Source organism: Thermococcus sp. LS1 (genome assembly GCF_012027395.1).
GTDB lineage: Archaea > Methanobacteriota_B > Thermococci > Thermococcales > Thermococcaceae > Thermococcus.
This window is the reverse complement of record NZ_SNUJ01000001.1, coordinates 304,898-321,540: the sequence shown is the minus strand read 5'-3', so window position 1 is coordinate 321,540 and position 16,643 is coordinate 304,898. Positions and strand designations below refer to the sequence as shown.

Annotated in this window: 16 protein-coding genes and 1 tRNA gene; 5 read left to right on the top strand and 12 right to left on the bottom strand. The window is 51.8% G+C overall.

What is annotated here, in order from left to right; genetic code table 11:
• Positions 1-69: 69 nt before the first annotated feature.
• Positions 70-627, top strand: a complete 558-nt coding sequence (gene pyrE, locus E3E26_RS01760) for an orotate phosphoribosyltransferase (RefSeq protein WP_167899640.1) — start codon at positions 70-72, stop codon at positions 625-627.
• Here pyrE and E3E26_RS01755 read toward each other — a convergent pair.
• Together E3E26_RS01755 and E3E26_RS01750 are read right to left on the bottom strand one after the other, a co-directional pair.
• A complete protein-coding gene (locus tag E3E26_RS01755; RefSeq protein ID WP_167899639.1) occupies positions 577-1,410 on the bottom strand; it encodes a MinD/ParA family protein in 834 nt (277 codons plus the stop codon). The genes pyrE and E3E26_RS01755 overlap by 51 nt on opposite strands.
• Positions 1,411-1,460: 50 nt before the next feature.
• Positions 1,461-1,676, bottom strand: a complete 216-nt coding sequence (locus E3E26_RS01750; RefSeq protein WP_167710965.1) for a helix-turn-helix transcriptional regulator — start codon at positions 1,674-1,676, stop codon at positions 1,461-1,463.
• Positions 1,677-1,784: 108 nt separating this feature from the next.
• Here E3E26_RS01750 and rlmD point away from each other — a divergent pair, with 108 nt between their 5' ends.
• Both rlmD and lrpA read left to right on the top strand, forming a co-directional pair.
• Positions 1,785-3,038: a 23S rRNA (uracil(1939)-C(5))-methyltransferase RlmD gene (rlmD, locus tag E3E26_RS01745; protein WP_167899638.1), complete on the top strand. Its 1,254-nt coding sequence runs from the start codon at positions 1,785-1,787 to the stop codon at positions 3,036-3,038.
• A gap of 70 nt (positions 3,039-3,108) precedes the next feature.
• Positions 3,109-3,534 (top strand): HTH-type transcriptional regulator LrpA, encoded by a 426-nt coding sequence (lrpA, locus tag E3E26_RS01740; protein WP_167899637.1) that lies wholly within the window; start codon positions 3,109-3,111, stop codon positions 3,532-3,534.
• 70 nt (positions 3,535-3,604) lie between these two features.
• Here the strand turns inward: lrpA and E3E26_RS01735 are convergent, their stop codons facing one another.
• The 3 genes from E3E26_RS01735 to E3E26_RS01725 all read right to left on the bottom strand — a co-directional run bounded on the left by E3E26_RS01735 (position 3,605) and on the right by E3E26_RS01725 (position 7,284).
• Positions 3,605-6,325, bottom strand: coding sequence for a right-handed parallel beta-helix repeat-containing protein (locus E3E26_RS01735; protein WP_167899636.1), 2,721 nt, complete (start codon positions 6,323-6,325; stop codon positions 3,605-3,607).
• A 234-nt stretch (positions 6,326-6,559) separates the two neighbouring features.
• Positions 6,560-6,637: transfer RNA gene (locus E3E26_RS01730), tRNA-Gly, on the bottom strand.
• A 35-nt stretch (positions 6,638-6,672) separates the two neighbouring features.
• Positions 6,673-7,284, bottom strand: a complete 612-nt coding sequence (locus tag E3E26_RS01725) for a class I SAM-dependent methyltransferase (RefSeq protein ID WP_167899635.1) — start codon at positions 7,282-7,284, stop codon at positions 6,673-6,675.
• A 100-nt stretch (positions 7,285-7,384) separates the two neighbouring features.
• On the opposite strand from E3E26_RS01725, the gene E3E26_RS01720 reads away from it, so the two are divergent.
• Together E3E26_RS01720 and E3E26_RS01715 are read left to right on the top strand one after the other, a co-directional pair.
• Positions 7,385-8,020 carry a hypothetical protein gene (locus E3E26_RS01720; RefSeq protein WP_167900098.1) on the top strand — a complete coding sequence of 212 codons (636 nt, stop codon included), beginning with the start codon at positions 7,385-7,387 and terminating at the stop codon, positions 8,018-8,020.
• Between the two features lie 125 nt (positions 8,021-8,145).
• Positions 8,146-8,586 (top strand): emp24/gp25L/p24 family protein, encoded by a 441-nt coding sequence (locus E3E26_RS01715; RefSeq protein ID WP_048055101.1) that lies wholly within the window; start codon positions 8,146-8,148, stop codon positions 8,584-8,586.
• Between the two features lie 16 nt (positions 8,587-8,602).
• Here E3E26_RS01715 and E3E26_RS01710 read toward each other — a convergent pair whose 3' ends face one another.
• The 7 genes from E3E26_RS01710 to E3E26_RS01680 all read right to left on the bottom strand — a co-directional run bounded on the left by E3E26_RS01710 (position 8,603) and on the right by E3E26_RS01680 (position 16,529).
• Positions 8,603-8,899, bottom strand: a complete 297-nt coding sequence (locus tag E3E26_RS01710; protein ID WP_167899634.1) for a DUF2103 domain-containing protein — start codon at positions 8,897-8,899, stop codon at positions 8,603-8,605.
• A gap of 37 nt (positions 8,900-8,936) precedes the next feature.
• Positions 8,937-9,995 (bottom strand): hypothetical protein, encoded by a 1,059-nt coding sequence (locus E3E26_RS01705; protein ID WP_167899633.1) that lies wholly within the window; start codon positions 9,993-9,995, stop codon positions 8,937-8,939.
• A 2-nt stretch (positions 9,996-9,997) separates the two neighbouring features.
• Positions 9,998-11,704, bottom strand: coding sequence for an archaeosine synthase subunit alpha (gene arcS / locus E3E26_RS01700; protein WP_167899632.1), 1,707 nt, complete (start codon positions 11,702-11,704; stop codon positions 9,998-10,000).
• Positions 11,705-11,713: 9 nt separating this feature from the next.
• Positions 11,714-12,616, bottom strand: coding sequence for a coiled-coil protein (locus E3E26_RS01695; protein WP_167899631.1), 903 nt, complete (start codon positions 12,614-12,616; stop codon positions 11,714-11,716).
• Between the two features lie 146 nt (positions 12,617-12,762).
• Positions 12,763-13,605: an ATP-dependent Clp protease proteolytic subunit gene (locus E3E26_RS01690; RefSeq protein WP_167899630.1), complete on the bottom strand. Its 843-nt coding sequence runs from the start codon at positions 13,603-13,605 to the stop codon at positions 12,763-12,765.
• 47 nt (positions 13,606-13,652) lie between these two features.
• Positions 13,653-14,600 (bottom strand): carbamate kinase, encoded by a 948-nt coding sequence (gene arcC / locus E3E26_RS01685; RefSeq protein ID WP_167899629.1) that lies wholly within the window; start codon positions 14,598-14,600, stop codon positions 13,653-13,655.
• A gap of 51 nt (positions 14,601-14,651) precedes the next feature.
• A complete protein-coding gene (locus tag E3E26_RS01680; protein WP_167899628.1) occupies positions 14,652-16,529 on the bottom strand; it encodes a hypothetical protein in 1,878 nt (625 codons plus the stop codon).
• Between the last annotated feature and the right edge of the window lie 114 nt (positions 16,530-16,643).

Sequence of the window (16,643 nt, the reverse complement as noted above, 5' to 3'; positions counted from 1 at the left end):
TAAGATTTTTAAACTTCGTGTCTATCTTCCCCTTGAATCCACGCAATTATTGACATGAAGGTGTCCAGAATGAAGGACGAGCTCATCGAGATGATCTTTCGGGAGGAGGCTATACTCTTCGGGCGCTTTGTTCTCACCTCCGGAAAGGAGAGCGACTACTACATCAACATCAAAAAGCTCATCACGAATCCACAGGCACTGAGGCTCATTGCAAAGCTGATGAAATCGAGGGCCGAGGAGCTGGGTCTTGAGTTCGATAAGGTGGCCGGCCCTGAGCTTGGAGCGGTTCCGATAGCCACTGCCTTAGCCCTCGAAACGGATAAGCCCCTCATCATCGTCAGGAAGAAAAAGAAGGAATACGGCACCGGTAGGCAGATAGAGGGCGAAGTGAAGCCCGGCGACAGAATTCTCCTGGTCGAGGACGTCACAACTACTGGAGGCAGCGTTCTCAGGGCGGCAGAGATTCTTGAGAAAGAAGGTGCGGAAGTTGTTGCTATAAGCGTTGTTGTGGACAGGGAAGAAGGGGCCAAAGAAAAAATAGCAGAGAAGTATGTTTTCCTCCCGCTCGTCACGGTCTCAGAGCTTTTTGCCCGCAGGGATTCTGCTTCCTCGCAAAAGGGAGAGTAATGCCACGTAGAGCCTGTCGCGGGATCCTTCCTTTTTCTTTTTCCCAAATATCCACTCGTTCAGGATGTCGCCCGCCTCGGCTATGGCTTTGGACGCCTTTGAGTGGGGGGCGTAGTCAACAACGGGCCTCCCCTCGTTGGTTGCCTCTGGAACCCTGTAGTCATAGGGCACTATCCCCACAACCGGAATGTCAACACTGTACTCAAGGAACTCCACTATGTCGTCGACGTTCTGCGAGGACTCCCTGACCTTGTTGAGTATGACCCCAACCTTCAGGCCGTAGGCCTCTCCGAGGGCCTTCAGTTTGATGACTTCGTTTTCTATCATTCTGTGAACCGAGTGTATCGGACAGCGCTCTATCTCCACTATGATTAGCTGGTACTGGGCGAGTCTGAAGGTCGAAATTGTATCAAAGGGTATTCCGACCGGTGAATCTATGACCGTGATCTGGTACCTCGTTTGGATCTCCCTCACGATGTCTCTGAGCCTCCTCTGGTCTAGGTCAAGGACGTCGTAGAGCTTTGAACTCCCTGGGAGCACATCGACACCCGTTTTGACGTCGTGGTAGACCGCATCCAGAACCCTCATTTCGGGGTTCTTTAGCAAGGTGTGGAGGTTGTAGACCGGGTTGTATATGCCGAAGTGGAAGGCGAGCTTTGGGAGATAAAGATCGCCATCTATGACCAGAGTTCTATAGTTGTTCTTGGAGAAGTAAGTGCTCAAATTAGTTGTCATGGTGGTCTTTCCTGCCCCACCCCTACCGGTTATGACTACTGATACCACTGGCTAGGCCTCCTTGGTGTTTTAATTCTAAAAAAATGATTGAAGAAGCCTCAGATGTAATCCTCAATGGTCTTTGCTTTCACCATTATTGAGGCTTTATCCCGACCGTAGAAAACCTCTACGAGACCGTCTGATTCTAATTGTTTTACAGTTTTAAGAACCGCGGGCATGGGAGTCTCGAGCTCGGCGCTCAGGCTCTGAAGGGCCACGGCCCTCTTTTTGGTGGCGAGGACTTTGTAAACAACATCCTTACGCCTGCCGAACATTAACGGCACCATTATTCTATTACTTTCTCTTCCTAAATAAACCTTCCGAAACGACCTTTGACACTCGTTCAAGGGCAGATTTATAAGGTCCCCTCTGAAGGAGAAATCATGAGGGGAGTCGTTGAGAGACTAGATTTGGAAGGGCTGGGTGTCGTCAGGCTGGATAAACGGGAAATTCACGTTCCATTCACCGCTCCAGGCGACCTCGTCGAAGTTAGGCGGTGGAGGAGAAAGAAAAAAACCCTGATAGCAACCGACTATGAGGTAGTTGAGCCTTCTGAGATTCGAACCGAGCCAAAGTGCCCGTATTTTGGAACCTGCGGCGGCTGTCTCTTGCAGCACCTTCCATACGATGAGCAGCTGAAGTTCAAATCCGACAAGCTTTTGGAGATTCTTGGTTTTGATGTCGAAGTTATTCCTTCACCGGAGATATATGGCCACAGAAATCGTATTGATGTTGTCATTTCGACAAACGGAATTGGCTTCAGAAGGCGGGGCACCTGGTGGAACGTCGTGGACATCGAGGAGTGTCCCGTCTTTGGAAAAACCAGCAGGAAAGTTCTCCTTTCGCTCAGGGAGTTTATAGAGGACCACAAGCCGAGCCTCTATGAGATAGGCAAAAACAAGGGCTTTCTGAGGTATGTAGTTATTCGCGAGGGCAAGTTTACGGGCGAGCTCATGGTGAACCTCGTGACCTCTGAGGGGACCCTCCCGGCGGAGTTTCCCAGCTACTTTGACTACGCCGATTCCATCTACTGGAGCGTGAACAGGACACCAAGCGATGTCTCCTACGGCGATGTAGAGCGCTTCTGGAAGGGCGAGTTCATACGCGAGAGGCTGGACGATGTTACATATCTCATCCACCCCAACAGCTTCTTCCAGACCAACAGCTATCAGGCCGTCAACCTGGTCAGGGAGGTTTCCAAACTTGTAGAGGGTGAGAGGGTTCTCGATCTGTATTCGGGCGTCGGAACCTTTGGCGTTTACCTTGCGAAGAGGGGCTTTACCGTTGAGGGCATCGAGATTAACCCCTTCGCGGTGGAGATGGCCAACAGGAACGCGGAGCTGAACAGAGTTGATGCAACCTTTGTGGTTGGAGAGGACAAAGACGTCGAGAACTTGGCGAAATACGACACGATAATCCTCGATCCGCCGAGAGCGGGCTTGCATCCAAAGCTGATTAGGAAAATCTTAAAAGATGAACCGCAGACCATCGTTTACGTCTCCTGCAATCCAAAGACCCTTAAACTGAACTTGGAGGAGCTGTCCGGAAAGTACTCTGTGGAAGGGGCAGTTGGTCTCGACATGTTCCCTCACACTCCCCACGTTGAAGTGGTTGTCAAACTTAAACTCAAGGTTTAGCTTTAGAACCGATAAGTTCAAAAACTTAATATACTTGGTCTGCATAACATTGGATAGAGGTGATGAAAAAATGCTTGATGAAAGGGACAAGATTATAATCGACATGCTCACCAAAGATGCCCGCACTCCGTTCACGGAGATAGCGAAGGTACTGGGCATCAGCGAGACGGCCGTCAGGAAGAGGGTCAAGGCTCTCGAGGAGGCAGGGGTTATACGACAGTACACCATCGTGGTTGATCCGTCGAAGCTCGGTTACAACCTCGTCAGCCTTACCGGGGTTGACACACTCCCCGAGAAGATATTCGAGGTCGCAAACAAGCTCAAGGAGTTCGAGTTCGTGAGGAACGTCTACCTCACGAGCGGCGACCACATGATAATGGCCGAGGTCTGGGCCAAGGACGGAGAGGACCTTTCGGACATAATCTCCAACAGGATAGGTAAACTCAACGGCGTCACCAAGGTTTGCCCGGCCATAATCCTCGAGAAGCTGAAGTGAATCCTTTTTTCACTTCTTTATTTTAGTCTTTATTTTAGCTTGCTGGAACCAATAAATAAAGGAAAGGGCATCAACTCATGGCCGACTCAAGTATTGAGATTGCCTCTTTGACTTTTAGGTAAGCATCCCTTATCTCGTAAACCCTCGGAATCACTCCCCTCATGTTCCAAAGTGTTCTGCGCAGGTGCTCCAAGTCTTCCTCGTTCCAGGCGTGGAGGATCACTTCTGTGGCGTTCTCGTAGGTCTCCATTGCAAGAGAGAGGGTCTCATTGTCCACTCCGCTTTCCTGGGCTTGGAGGTAAAGCTCGTTGAAGTCATCGCTGGCCGCGAAGAACAGGTTCGTCCAGATTATTGCCATCTGGTAGAGGGCATTATAGGTCGCGAGTCTGGATTCGACGCCAATGTAGACTTTGATTGGTGGGAGACCGTCTATTGTGACCTCGTAAGTTCCCTTCTCGTTGAACACCGGTGTGAAGACGACATCGATTAAATCTCCTGGAATAACGAGCCCGGTCGATACCTCAGTAACGGTTCCGTCGATCTTCAGTTCCGCAGTGTACTCTCCAAGGAGCGTGCCGACGTTCTCTACCATGGCTGAGACCGTAACCGGATCCCCCGGATTTACTGACGTTGGGGTAACGCGAAGGGATGAGAACTCAATTTTGGCCGCGAGGCCCGGATCCGTGGTTAGCCAGGGGTCAAAGTAAACGTAATCGCTGACGCTGTCCCCGCTTCCCGTGGGGGTTGTACCCGTGTAGGTGGCTCCCTCTATGGCACTCGGTCCATCTGGGGCTCCCCACCAGTTGAGGGTTGCATTGATCCAGGGTTCCAATGGGTTATAGACACCAACGTCGTTGCCCGTTATGCTGTTGTGGTGGATTTCCACCATGTCGCTGCTCTGGGAGGATATCCCGTACTCTGAATCGTGTATGTAGTTGCCCAGGATATCCACGTTTGTTGAGCCCATAAGCAGTATACTGTCTCCGAACTTTGAGATGTCGTTGCCCTTTATCAGAACGCTACCGGACTCCCTGACGTAGATGCCCCGGTAGGTTCCGTTTTCGATGATGTTGTACGAAACAACGTCGTTCTTCATGGGCTCTCCGGAGGAACCGGAGAACTCATAGGACTTCCCGCCTCCAAGGTTAAATCCGTAGAGGAGGTCGCTGGCAACTCCTTCCATATTCTCCTCCTGGGCATATACCCCGACCCAGTAGTCACCGTAGTTCATCAGGGGCTTGAAGTCCTTTATGTTCCACCTTACCCTGCCATCTTCATAGAGTATCACCTGGAAGCGGAGGTAGTAGTCCGTGATGTTGAAGTCGCCGCTCCAGTCCGAAATAAATCCATAATAGTCCCAGTCAGGGTATGTTATAACGTAGTAGTCAATGACAACCCTGTCCGTGAGGTTGTATATGGCAACGTATCCGTCGCCGACTGCAGCTAGGTCATCGTTGAGGGCAAATATTGCATCCATGTGACCGAAATGGTCTTTGTCTATGTGGGTGTTGTAGTCATCGCACTCGTTGCAGCTCTCCCCGTTCTCCAGGAGTTCTATTAATCCATTGGTGTTGACGTCTATGGCCGTTATGTTCCTCCCGAAGAACGGGAACGTGAAGGGTAGTGCGTAATAATCGCCTGTGTCATAGTAAATATCGTGGTCGTCGCCGGTTATTACAACGTCGGCGTCTGCGGGGTCTAGTTCCAGCCATTGATAATCAACGGAAGGTATCTCAAAGAGGGTAACATTCTTTATATATTCCATTCTGACTCCAGAGTGATTGGCGTTTTTGATGTAGTTCCCTTCGAACTTGGAGTAGTCTGAGTAGTACAGGTACGCTCCCAGAGGCTCATAGGAGCCTGTCGTGTTCTCAATTACGTTGTACTTGATAAGGTGGTTGCTGGACCATCCAACGTAGATTCCTCTCGAAACGCTGTTGGTAATAAGGTTTCCATCTATCACGTTGTTGGCCGAGTAGTAGATGTAAATCCCAAACTCATACCCCGAGATTACGTTGTTCCTGATCGTCGTTTCCGTGAGAGAATAGGCGTAAATGCAGTAGTCATTGTAGTCAGGATTCGCGATGAAGGTGTTGTTCTCTATGACCAAAAACGAAACGGCCCAATCTATGTAGATGTCTTGGTAATAGTTGTTTGAGAAGGCGTTTCCCCTTATGGTCGCCATGCTGGTCTCATACATGTAGATTGCCCCGTAGTCGCTCTCTCCGTTTTCTACGAACTCGTTCCCCTCAATGGTGAGGCCCCATACGTACTCAGCATAGACCGCGGCCTCATAGTTCTCAAGGAACACATTATCCATTATCTCTAGGTTCTGCACGTACTCAGAATACACTCCGTATCCATCGTCTAGGGGACCGAACTGGTTTCCTTTTATAACGACGTTGGTAACGTTGTAGAGGTAAATCGCGTACCAGATGTCTGTACTCGTGAAGTTAAGGCCGGTGATGAGAATGTTCTGGGTGTTCTGTATATCTATGATACCATCAATTATTGGGAACTCGTAGCCAATTATTGTTACAGGTTTGGAGATCTCGATCGGTTCATCTTCGTAGTATTCTCCAGGAAGAACGTGGATTATCCCGTTTTCAGCAACGAGAGAGACGGCTTCTTGCAGTGTGGCGACGTGGTTGCCTCCATACCAGTCAGCAGGAGCATCGTCATTGACCCACACTTCCGCATAGAGCGGCTGTGCACTGAGCAGCCCGTACCTTGCAGGCATGACTGCAAACAATAAAAACATCATCAAGAACGCAGCTTGGACTTTTTTCATGGTATCACCCCTTGGGCATCACACTTAATCTTCCAATGATATGAGATTCAATTATATAACCTTTGCTATATGTAATATCAAGTCTTGAATCTATTCAGGTTTTAACTTGATTTTTTGGATATGAATTTTTTATTTTGCCAAGAATGAACTAGAAAGGTGCAACTGCAATTCGACTAATGTCGGGAGAACCGAGGATTGAAGAATCGACGCTGTTGCAATAACAGCTAAGAAGGATGGTGCGGTGGCCGGGATTTGAACCCGGGTCACCGGCTTGGGAGGCCGGTGTCCTAGACCAGGCTAGACTACCACCGCGCGGTTAATAATAAGCAACCCGGAATTTAAAAGCTTTACCTTGAGGACCGTTCTTTTCTTGCCACTATGAGCCTGACTATGCCCCTGTAGTTGCTTTCCTCGTGCTCGACTTTAAAGTATTTTCTAACGAGCTTGTGCGTCTCCCTTAGAGTGTTGTCCTCTATGAGCCAGCCGAGGAAGAGGTCCAGAGGCTTTAAAAACAGCCAGTTTAAGAGCTCACACTCGCTCTTCGTGTGTTCCAAAAATATTGCCCTGCCGCCGGGCTTTAAGACTCGGTAAATCTCTTTCATAGCCTTTTCTGGATTCGGCACAGTGCAGAAGACAAAGGATGAAATCACAGTATCGAAACTTTCGCTTGGAAACTCCAGTTTTTCAGCGTCCATGACATAAAATCGGGCGTTCAGACCGAGTTCTCTGGCCTTCTTCTCTGCTATCTTGACCATCTCAGGCACGGCGTCGACTGCATGGAGCTCGACGTTGGGAGGGTAATAGGGAAGGGTCTTGCCAACGCCGACGCCTATCTCAAGAGTTTTTCCCTTAACAAAGCTTATGGCCTTTTGTCTCAGCGGGCAGAAGAACCTGTCGAGGGGTTTTTCGAGGAAGTTATAGCGTTCCCCAAGTCTGGCGTACTTCTCCCGAAAGCTCATGGGATTTGCTGGAGTTTTTGTGCTTAAAACCGTTGCTGGACATTCTTGCCTACAAGCAAGGCTTTTAAGAGGCTCGGCCTTAGCCCCCTCGGTGAGAGGAATGCCGTACCTGATCATCGAGCATCTTGAAGAGATAAGTGACTGGCTCTGGCTGGAGTACAGCCACGTTGCGAAGTGGTGGGGAGACAGGCTGATATTCACCAACGTTCGCGAGGATGAGCGCGAGAGGTTGGCAAAGCTCGGGAACGTCATCACGGAGAGCGTTACAAAGTTTCCCTTTGACCGCTCGAAAATTATTGTCCTTGACCTCCAGGCCGAGGAGGAGCTCAAGCCCGAGGACATCGACGAGGACACCATGATAGTAGTCGGTGGAATCCTCGGCGATGCCGTGCCCCGCGGAAGGACGAAGGAATTCATAACCTCGCGCATGGAGGGAGTGAAGGTTCGCCACATAGGAAAGCCGCAGTACTCCATAGATGGCGCTTCGATAGTTGCCAAGCTCATAGCAGACGGTAAAAAGCTGGAGGAGATTGAGTACGAGGAGAACCCGACGATAAAGCTCGACGAATTCAGTGAGATAACGCTGCACTATGCGATACCGAAGCTGGACGGAAAGCTCCTTCTAACTCCCGGGCTGATAGACCTTCAGAAGAAAAATCTTGGATACATCGATGATGCTGAAGACATCAGCGACGAGGAGCTGGAGGCGTTTTTCGAGGGGAAGGGAGAGATTTAATAGGCTTTGGACTATTTTTCTGTCCGCTTGTATGTTCTTTTGTTCTCTGTCACTAGATCATTACTACTTTGTATTATTGTGGAAACTTTTTTAAACTAAATAGTCATAGTAATGTGGGTGGTACCATGGTGCAGACGAAAAAACTCCTAATTGGAGTAGGAGCTGTGATAGGCATTATAGTGATAGTACTTTTGGGTTTGATGGCTTTTGCTCCAGAGACGGTTCAAGAAGCTGTGCCTCATGAGAGGACTATAACTATAGCTAGTGGCACATATACTGTGGATCCTGGAACTACACGAAAATTCAGTTTTAGTGTCCCTTATGATGCCAGTGATGTCAGGGTTAAATTGGAGTTTGAGGCTAAAGGAGGCTCCGGAGATGACATTATTGTCAAAATTGTCGATTCGAATGGAAGAGTAGTGTACAATAGTGGTCAAGTGACAAAGGTGTATACTACTGTTAATCTCTATGGTGGTGGTACCTACTATCTAGTGCTCGACAACACATTCTCGCTGATTTCATCTAAGGATGTTACTATAAATGCTAAGCTGGTGTACATTGGATGAGTTGAAGCCGTTATTTTTAATTTTTCCACTCATCACTCAGCTTCTCGATTTCCTTCCAGACTCTCTCCCTGTCAGCCTTGTCAACGACAAGAAAGACATCCTGAACTGATCCATCGCTCTTCGCTATCAGCTTCAACCCGGTGGTCGTTTCCCGCGAGACCTTTATCTCGAAGCCCCTTGAGTCACTCGCATATATCCTGCCTGGGATCACCTTCTTAACTCCGGGAATCTGAGCTATCTCTTCGAGGAGCTTTTCAAGGCCTTTGAGAAAGTGGTGCTCCCTCTTGACGCCCTTCTTGAAGTGCTTGGGCATGTTTGAGAATATTAGGTGGGCTTTTTAGCGTTTTCTCTCATTTCTTCACCACGAAGAACCCCACGAACCCTATGACGGCCAGGAGAATGACGGCAGTCCAGAAGGCGACTTCATGCGTCTCCGGGGGATGACAGGCTCTGAACGACACGTTCTCGGCATTCACAATGAACCCGCTGCCCGCGGGCTCTCCAAGCTTGAACGCCTTCAAAGTCCCGTTGTAGTGGATGACGTAAACCGCTGAAATCGAACGCACAGGGACTTTCTCGTTCCCAAAGATGAGGAGCTCGCCGGTGGAGTTCGCATCGGGCGCGAAATAGTGCATCACATCGGGAGGGATCATCAAAATGCCACTTTCCAGCGGGTAAACTCTGATATGTTCCGCCTCCTCCTCGCTCCAGAGGTAGGGTCTGAGCCTTTCCAGGGGTATGGAAACCTTCCCCCTGCCCAGGGCTACGATAAGGTTTCCGTCCCGCAGGTCCGGCTTAAGGGGGGATGGTGGACTTTCCGGGTTATCCCCGACGAGGCGGGTTCTGCTCCCCTCCTTAACGATGGTCACGCCCTTGAAGTAGGCTCCGTTCTCCGCTCTGGTCAGGTCCAGCGTATCGACCGTCACGTTCTTGGCGATGTTTATCGCCACGAGCTTCCACGGCGCAACCCTGACCACGAGGTAGGGCATCGCGATGGCGAAGTCCATCTGATAGTCCTCAATCTCCGGCCTTATCGTGGTGACCCTCTCAAAGCAGTCCTCCCCCAGACGGAAGACTTCAAGTGAGTTGTTTCCGATTGTTGGGGTGATGAAGACGTAGTAGAAACCCCTGTACCAGTGAACCACTGGCTTCTCCCATGATTCGTCTATTAGGTATGTCCCGCTGGAGTTGGCGTAGAAGTTGAAGCTCAGACAACAGACGGTGGGGACGAGCGAACCGCTCATGGAGGGGGAGTACGTTGTGTAAGTCACCGAAAGGATAGCTGAATCGCCTGAGATGACGACCACATCAAACTCCAGCTTTTCGGCCCCGTTGTACCCTGCAGAAGCCTGAGGAAGAGGGGCGAGAACTGCCAGGGCTAAGAAAAGCAGTCCAATGGCCCTCCTCATAGCTATGCCCTCTTCCTTACCTTCACGGCAACGCCCTTCTTAGCCCTGACCATCTCCTCGCCACTGAGGACGGCCTTGCCGACACCGACGACCTTCTCGTCCCTGACGATACCCACTATATCGTCCGGGCGGATTTTCTCATCGGCTTCGCCAACACCCACTGCGAAGACATCACCGCGAAGGTCGAAGTCTATCTTCACCCAGTAGGACTTGGTTGCATCATAAATCCTCTGCATGCCGAAGGGCGTCACGCTTATCACGCCGTCCTTGTAAGTTCCCGTCTGCTGGCCGTCGACGAAGAGGCGAAGCATCTTGGAGCCCTTAACCTGGCCTTTATCCGGCAGGACGGCTTCTCCAGCGCCAATACCAAAATAGAAGTCAAAGACCTTCCTTATGCCCTCGAAGTAGCGGTATGTCCTATCCTCCTTGGTTCCCTCAAGCTTGAACTCCCTGAGGGTTTCAGTCAGTGACCTGAGACTCTCCTTGCTCGTGGTCCCGTTCTCAACACGGGTGAAGATTATCTCCCTGCCTGTCATTTCAGCGGCTATCTTGGCTATCTCGACGTAGGCCTCGTCGAGGTGAGCTATTATCGGAACGTCCTTCGGGTACTTCTCCAGCGTCTTCGCGAGGAGTTCTGCCGCTGGTTTAATCTCTTCCTCACTCCAGTGGCCGGTGACGACTATGTCGTACTTAGCCAGCCACTCCCACTCTCTCGGGACGACGCCGAAGGGTGAGGTAAGGATAAGCTCGTGGACTTTGGCAATGCCAGAGCCGAGCGCCTCTTTCACAGCTTTGCGGTAGAGCGTGTGGGAGCGCGAGAATGAATAGGGCTTCTTGGCCGAGCAGGGGAAGAGGAGAAGTAGCTCGGTGTTTTCCGGCGGGACGAAGCGCTCAACCACGCGGGAGTGCCAGCGCTTCACTTCAGGTCTCCTTATCGAGGCGTCGCTGATGAAGTAGACCGTCTCCTTCTGGATCGGCGTGTATTTTTCGAGGTAATCGCCGTGCTCTAGGTCGGCTATTCTGAGAATGCCAGCGTTGTACTGCGTCGGGAAGAAGTTCTCAACCAGATAGCGGAGCTTTCCTTCTTCGAGGGCCTTTCTGACGAGAAGGATTGTCTCACGGGCGAAGTCAAGAGAGTTCTCGCCTTCCCTCCAGATGAAGGGGCTGTACTGAGTGAAGGCCTTGCCCTCAAAGTCGTAGAGCTTGAGCGAGCGGGTGTCAAAGGCATCAACACCGAGGTAAACTGCCAGCGGATAGAAGAATGGCTCCAAATCGGCAATTATCATGATGTTCGGAAACCTCTCGCGGAGTTCCCTTAAAATTCTCACGAAGTAGCGGTACTCCCTGACCAGAATCTTTGAGTTGCCGAGGTAGACTGCCTCAAAGCCATAGCGCTCGATTATTTTGAAGAACTCGGGGAGGTATTCCATCCGGCGGAGTGCAGGCAGATAGAACGCGTTGAATCCTTCATAATTTATGCTCCAGAGCCTTCCTATGGCCTTCTGGATAACCTCGTCCGGCGTGTAGAAGCCGAGAGGTATTGCCGGGGCAAGGTTGAAGTCATAATCACCCGGCTCTTTGGGGTGGAAGAAGGAATTGAACGGGGAGATAGTAAAATCTATCCCTGCCAAAGCTGGAGTTCTGAAGGAGTACTCCCCCAGCCTTACGAGGCCCAGCCTTCCAGGCCCTTCGTGCCTGAGTACCTCCATGGTCAGGCCTCAGACGAGGTTGTACCTCTGGAGGAGCAGCAGCTCGTCCAGCGTGAGCTTCTCGCCGCGCTTGAACTTCTCGAGTGCCTCAACTGCCTTCTCGAAGCTGGCGTCCTTCTTGGCGCGCATCCTGGCGACGAGCCTGTAGGCAATGAGCTCCTTGTGCTTCTCGTCGTACTCCCTTATCTTCCTCTCGATCTCGCGGAGCTCCTTCCTGACTTCCCTGATCTTTTCGCGGAGCTCGACGACCTTCTGATGGTACTCGTCGGCCTCCTTCTTGACCTCGTCAGCCTGGTTGAAGGCCTTTATCATCTGCTCGTGGAACTGCTGGCTCTGGTTGGCGAGCTTCTGGATCTCCATGCTGATGGCTCTCCTTGCCTTCTTGAGCTGGTCGACCTTCTTCCTGGTCTCGACGAGCTTGTTGTGGAACCTCTCGGCCTGCTGGATTATCTCGAGCTCGGTTGCGAGAACCTGAATCTGGTCGACGATTTGCTTCTCGCGCTCTGGGGTTATGTTCGGGTTGGTCTGGAGCTCCCATTCGAGCTTCTCTATGCGCTCCTGTATCTTCTCGGGCGGCATCTTAAGCCTTCTGAGCTGGTTGTACTCGTCCCTCTTGGTCCTGTACTCGAGTATCTCCTGATAGAGGAGGTCAAGCTTCGCGTTGATCTCCTCGCGGTTCTTCTTCAGCTCCTGAATCTGCTGATTGATTTCATCTCTTTTGGCTTTATACTCCCTGCCCTTTTGGCGGAGCTGTTTTACCTCGTTATTCTTCTCATCCCGTTTCTGAATCCAGATTTGAAGCTCTTTTTCGAGCTCCTCAAGTTTGGCCCTTATCTCGTTTCTCTCTTTTTCCAGGGCCTCAATCTCCCTCTTGATCCTCTTAATTTCCTCTGGGTCCACTTTCACTTGCATCTCTCTTCCCCTTCCCTCTTTTTAGAACAGCCCGTGAGCTTACTCCAAACATCTGGTAGGTGAACGGCGAGAGTAAATAAAAACTTTTTGGCTGAAACTTTGTGGTTGGTCCAAAAATGGGTGGAAGTAAATGAAAAATGAAGCCTTCAGGGGTTCTCACCCCTAGGAGTGTACGGCATAAACTCGACTGTGCCTCTCTGCTTCATTGGCTGCTTGTAGAGCTCCATGAGGGCGTACACTTCCTCAGGAACGCCAGTCTCGACGTGGAGACCGAGCTCCTTAGCGGTCTCGTAGGTTATCGGGTAGTCGTGAGTCCACCTGCCCTCGGTCAGTATCTGGGCAAGTTCTTTAGCCTTCTCCTCGCCGTAGCGGTCTTTCAGGAGATCGAAGACAAGGTCTCTGACCTGCTTTATGGCCTTCTCGGCAACGTCCGCCAGGATTAACGTCTGGTCGTCGACCTTGTCGACGCCCTTCTTCTCGACGGCCCGAACTATGCTCGGTCCTGGGTACTGGCCAAGCTGTGGGTCAACCGGTCCGAGAACCGCGTGTGGATCCATTATTATTTTGTCCGCCGCGAGCGCTATGAGCGTTCCGCCGCTCATTGCGTAGTGGGGTACTATGACTCTTGTCTCCGCCGGGTGATCCTTTAGAGCTCTCGCTATCTGGGTTGCTGCCAGCACGAGGCCTCCTGGAGTGTGAATTATCAGGTCAATTGGCTTGTCCTTCGGCGCCATCCTGATGGCCCTGAGAATTTCCTCGCTGTCCTCGATGCTGATGAACTTGTAGAAGGGGATTCCGAAGAGTCCAACGCTCTCCTGTCTGTGGATCATTGTTATGACCGTTGAGCCGCGTTTTTTGGAGAGCCTCTGTAGTATTCTCGCCCTTGCCATCTGCAGCCCCCTGTACTGCATCTGGGGCCAGAGGAGCAGGTAGAGGAAGAACAGCCACCACAGGAGTGAGCCGAAGAATCCGGTAGTCGCGTCGCTCATGCTACCACCAAATGAGGAGGGAAGAAGAGATATTTATAGGCTTTGGTTCAGCCCTTTATGACCTGAGTCCCGGTTTTGCCTTCGAGCGCTTCCACGGCCTTATCCAGCGCGGCTATAACCGCCCTCTCGCCGCCCCATTCGACAAAACGTATGGCGGCGAGAACCTTTGGCCCCATGCTGCCCTTCTTGAAGTGGCCCTCATTATAGTAGCGCTTGAGCTCTTCGACGGTGACTTTCTCGAGCCACCTCTCGTCGGGCTTTCCGTAGTTTATCGCCGCACCGTTCACGTCGGTTAGAATCATGAAGATGTCGGCGTTTACCTCTTCTGCGAGCTTCTCTCCGGCAAGGTCTTTGTCTATGACGGCCTCAACTCCCTTGAGCATTCCGTCCTCCTCGATAACGGGAACGCCACCGCCGCCGCTGGCTATGACTATGAATCCCTTCTCAACTAGATCCTGAATCACTGGGGCCTCGACGTGACCTATTGGATCCGGACTCGGCACAACGCGCCTCCAGCCCCTGCCGGAGTCCTCAATCACGACCCAGCCCTTCTCCTTCGCGAGCCTCTTTGCCGTCTCCTCGTCGTAGAACGGGCCGACCGGCTTGCTCGGGTTCTGGAAAGCCGGGTCGTTTTTGTCAACGAGCGTCTGGGTGACTATAGTCGCAACTGGTCGCTCAACGCCCCTCCTCTTCAGCTCGTTTCTTATCGCCTGCTGGATCATGTATCCTATCTGGCCCTGAGTCATCGCTCCGGCAACGTCCATGGGCTGGGCTGGGATGCCGTGAAGCTGCTGCCCAGCATCCATATGGAGGAGAAGGGCACCGACCTGGGGGCCGTTTCCATGGGTGATTACAACCTCATAATCGCCATCGAGGATTATATCGACTATCTGCTTGGCAGTTTTCATAACATTGCTCATCTGCTCCTCGTAAGTGCCCTTTTGACCTCGCTGAAGAATCGCGTTCCCGCCGAGAGCTATGACTACCCTCTTCATAAGTCTCACCTCCGGGATGCTTATCTACGCTCAGGAGAATAAAAACGTTCGTTAGGAGCCAGCCCTGTTCACTGGAAAAAGGTTCGGGAAAAGGTGGGAGAACTTGGCAAAGGTAAAGTCCTCATCCTCCCGCTCCTTCGGGACAAAGCCATTGATTTCTGCGAGGTAGTTCAGGAACTCTGAGAGGGTGATGTTGGTGGTTAGGTTGAGGAAGTGCCGGGGCTCAAATATGGGCTTCGAAGTCCAGTGGGGTGTTGTTCCCCAGAAGCGGATTATGTAGCCGTGCCAGAACGTCCCTTTCTTGTAGATTTCGTAGTAGGCCTTGTAGATGTCCCAGTACTCCCACTTCACCCCGAACCCCAGTTCCCTGAAGATTTTACTGATGTATTGGCCTATCCACGGGCTCTCGTCCATTGGGTTGTACCGGTACGTGTTGTCAACCACGAGGATTATCTCCACCGGTTCGCCATCGAAGTACCACGTCCCGTTGACCCTTTCGAGAGTGTGATTTTCCTCCTCCAGCTGGAGCCTGACCTTCTCCATACCCTCCTCAAACAGCCGCATTCCGTAGCTCCAGTTCCCCTCTTCACTCAGGTTAAGGAGCTCGTAAACTCTCCTCACGTTTTTCTCGCCGGGGTGAACCGGCCCGAGGTTGTCGAAGGCAGGGACCGACCAGGGAATCTCCTCGGTAAGATAGCTCCTGTTGACGAGGTAGTTGAGTGCGAGGCGAACCTCTCTCACTGCGAAGGGGTTGAAGTAGACTTTATCGCCCTCCACCACGAGGGGAGCGCTTCCGTTGTGGGCTGGATTGAGAACGAGTCCGTAGCGGTTCTTCGCCTTGGGGTAGAGCTTGAGTCTGCCCTTTTCCTCATACCACTTGAGATCGCGATAGTAGCTGGCCGGTAGGGGGTCCATGAAGAGGTCGAGGTCCCCGTTGAGGACATCCCTGATAACCGCGCTGGGGTTCTGCCTTCCGTAGCAAACCATAACCTCTGGCGTGCCCTCGGCTGGCAGGAGTTTTCCAAGAACTTCCCTTTCACCCTTGAACTTCTCAAGGCGGTATATCATATCCAGGGCGTCGAGTTCCGTGAAGACGTACGGCCCGTTCCCTAAAAGCATGTGGCCGTAGCGGTGGTAGAAATCCAGGTCTGCCCTGAACCTCTCACTGGCCAAGCTCCAGTTTATCCCTGGGAATTCCGGTGCATTCCCTTCCAGTATCGCCTCGATGACGTCTGAGAGGTCACGAAGGGTTTCTTCAGTCGCAAGGTCTATCGGCATTTCCTCCCTTCCGTAGAGGGAACTCCCGTGCTTCGGGATGAAGGTGTAGTTGGTTCCCCAGATTTGGTAGTGGTACTCGTTTGCCACAAGCTCTCCCATCGCCCAGTAGAGCTCCCACGGCATCGAAGGGTAGAAGAGGTACTTCTCCGCGAGCAGGTCGCTTACGAGCGGTCCCCTGCTTTTCAGGTAGATTGTGTAGCCCTTCTCGTCGAACCTGAAGCCGAGAACATTGGGGAAAACCGTCTCGTCCGTCGCGATTTTCTTCTCGTAGTACGGATCCCCCGGAAAGTCGCGGTAGGCCCAGGTGTAGAGGAACGCGATGAAGTTCTTGGTGTCCTCGATGCTTCTTTTTATCCCGTTGTGCCATTCCCCAAAGCCGCACCGGTACGTTATCGCGACGGCGTAGTCTTCACCGGCATGGGGGTTGATCCATCCGAGGGTTTGGTTGTAGACCACCGCGTCTTCCGGAACCTTGCCTGGAGTCTCTTCTATCGTCCAGTTGCACCTGTAGGGAACGTAGGTGCCGTTGAGGAGGTAAGTCCCCTGGTCAAAGACCCTGCTGAGGAACTTCCACCTGTCGAACTCGAACCCGTAAACCGGGTTGAGGGGCTGATAGATACCGCTGGAGTCTCTTCTATCGTCCAGTTGCACCTGTAGGGAACGTAGGTGCCGTTGAGGAGGTAAGTCCCCTGGTCAAAGACCCTGCTGAGGAACTTCCACCTGTCGAACTCGAACCCGTAAACCGGGTTGAGGGGCTGATAGATA

What these genes read in the sequence shown, in the direction of transcription:
- pyrE (WP_167899640.1), top strand. Translation starts at nt 70, where the DNA reads ATGAAGGACGAGCTCATCGAGATGATCTTTCGGGAGGAGGCTATACTC.
- E3E26_RS01750 (WP_167710965.1), bottom strand. Translation starts at nt 1,676, where the DNA reads ATGTTCGGCAGGCGTAAGGATGTTGTTTACAAAGTCCTCGCCACCAAA.
- rlmD (WP_167899638.1), top strand. Translation starts at nt 1,785, where the DNA reads ATGAGGGGAGTCGTTGAGAGACTAGATTTGGAAGGGCTGGGTGTCGTC.
- lrpA (WP_167899637.1), top strand. Translation starts at nt 3,109, where the DNA reads ATGCTTGATGAAAGGGACAAGATTATAATCGACATGCTCACCAAAGAT.
- E3E26_RS01735 (WP_167899636.1), bottom strand. Translation starts at nt 6,325, where the DNA reads ATGAAAAAAGTCCAAGCTGCGTTCTTGATGATGTTTTTATTGTTTGCA.
- E3E26_RS01725 (WP_167899635.1), bottom strand. Translation starts at nt 7,284, where the DNA reads ATGAGCTTTCGGGAGAAGTACGCCAGACTTGGGGAACGCTATAACTTC.
- E3E26_RS01720 (WP_167900098.1), top strand. Translation starts at nt 7,385, where the DNA reads ATGCCGTACCTGATCATCGAGCATCTTGAAGAGATAAGTGACTGGCTC.
- E3E26_RS01715 (WP_048055101.1), top strand. Translation starts at nt 8,146, where the DNA reads ATGGTGCAGACGAAAAAACTCCTAATTGGAGTAGGAGCTGTGATAGGC.
- E3E26_RS01710 (WP_167899634.1), bottom strand. Translation starts at nt 8,899, where the DNA reads ATGCCCAAGCACTTCAAGAAGGGCGTCAAGAGGGAGCACCACTTTCTC.
- E3E26_RS01705 (WP_167899633.1), bottom strand. Translation starts at nt 9,995, where the DNA reads ATGAGGAGGGCCATTGGACTGCTTTTCTTAGCCCTGGCAGTTCTCGCC.
- arcS (WP_167899632.1), bottom strand. Translation starts at nt 11,704, where the DNA reads ATGGAGGTACTCAGGCACGAAGGGCCTGGAAGGCTGGGCCTCGTAAGG.
- E3E26_RS01695 (WP_167899631.1), bottom strand. Translation starts at nt 12,616, where the DNA reads ATGCAAGTGAAAGTGGACCCAGAGGAAATTAAGAGGATCAAGAGGGAG.
- E3E26_RS01690 (WP_167899630.1), bottom strand. Translation starts at nt 13,605, where the DNA reads ATGAGCGACGCGACTACCGGATTCTTCGGCTCACTCCTGTGGTGGCTG.
- arcC (WP_167899629.1), bottom strand. Translation starts at nt 14,600, where the DNA reads ATGAAGAGGGTAGTCATAGCTCTCGGCGGGAACGCGATTCTTCAGCGA.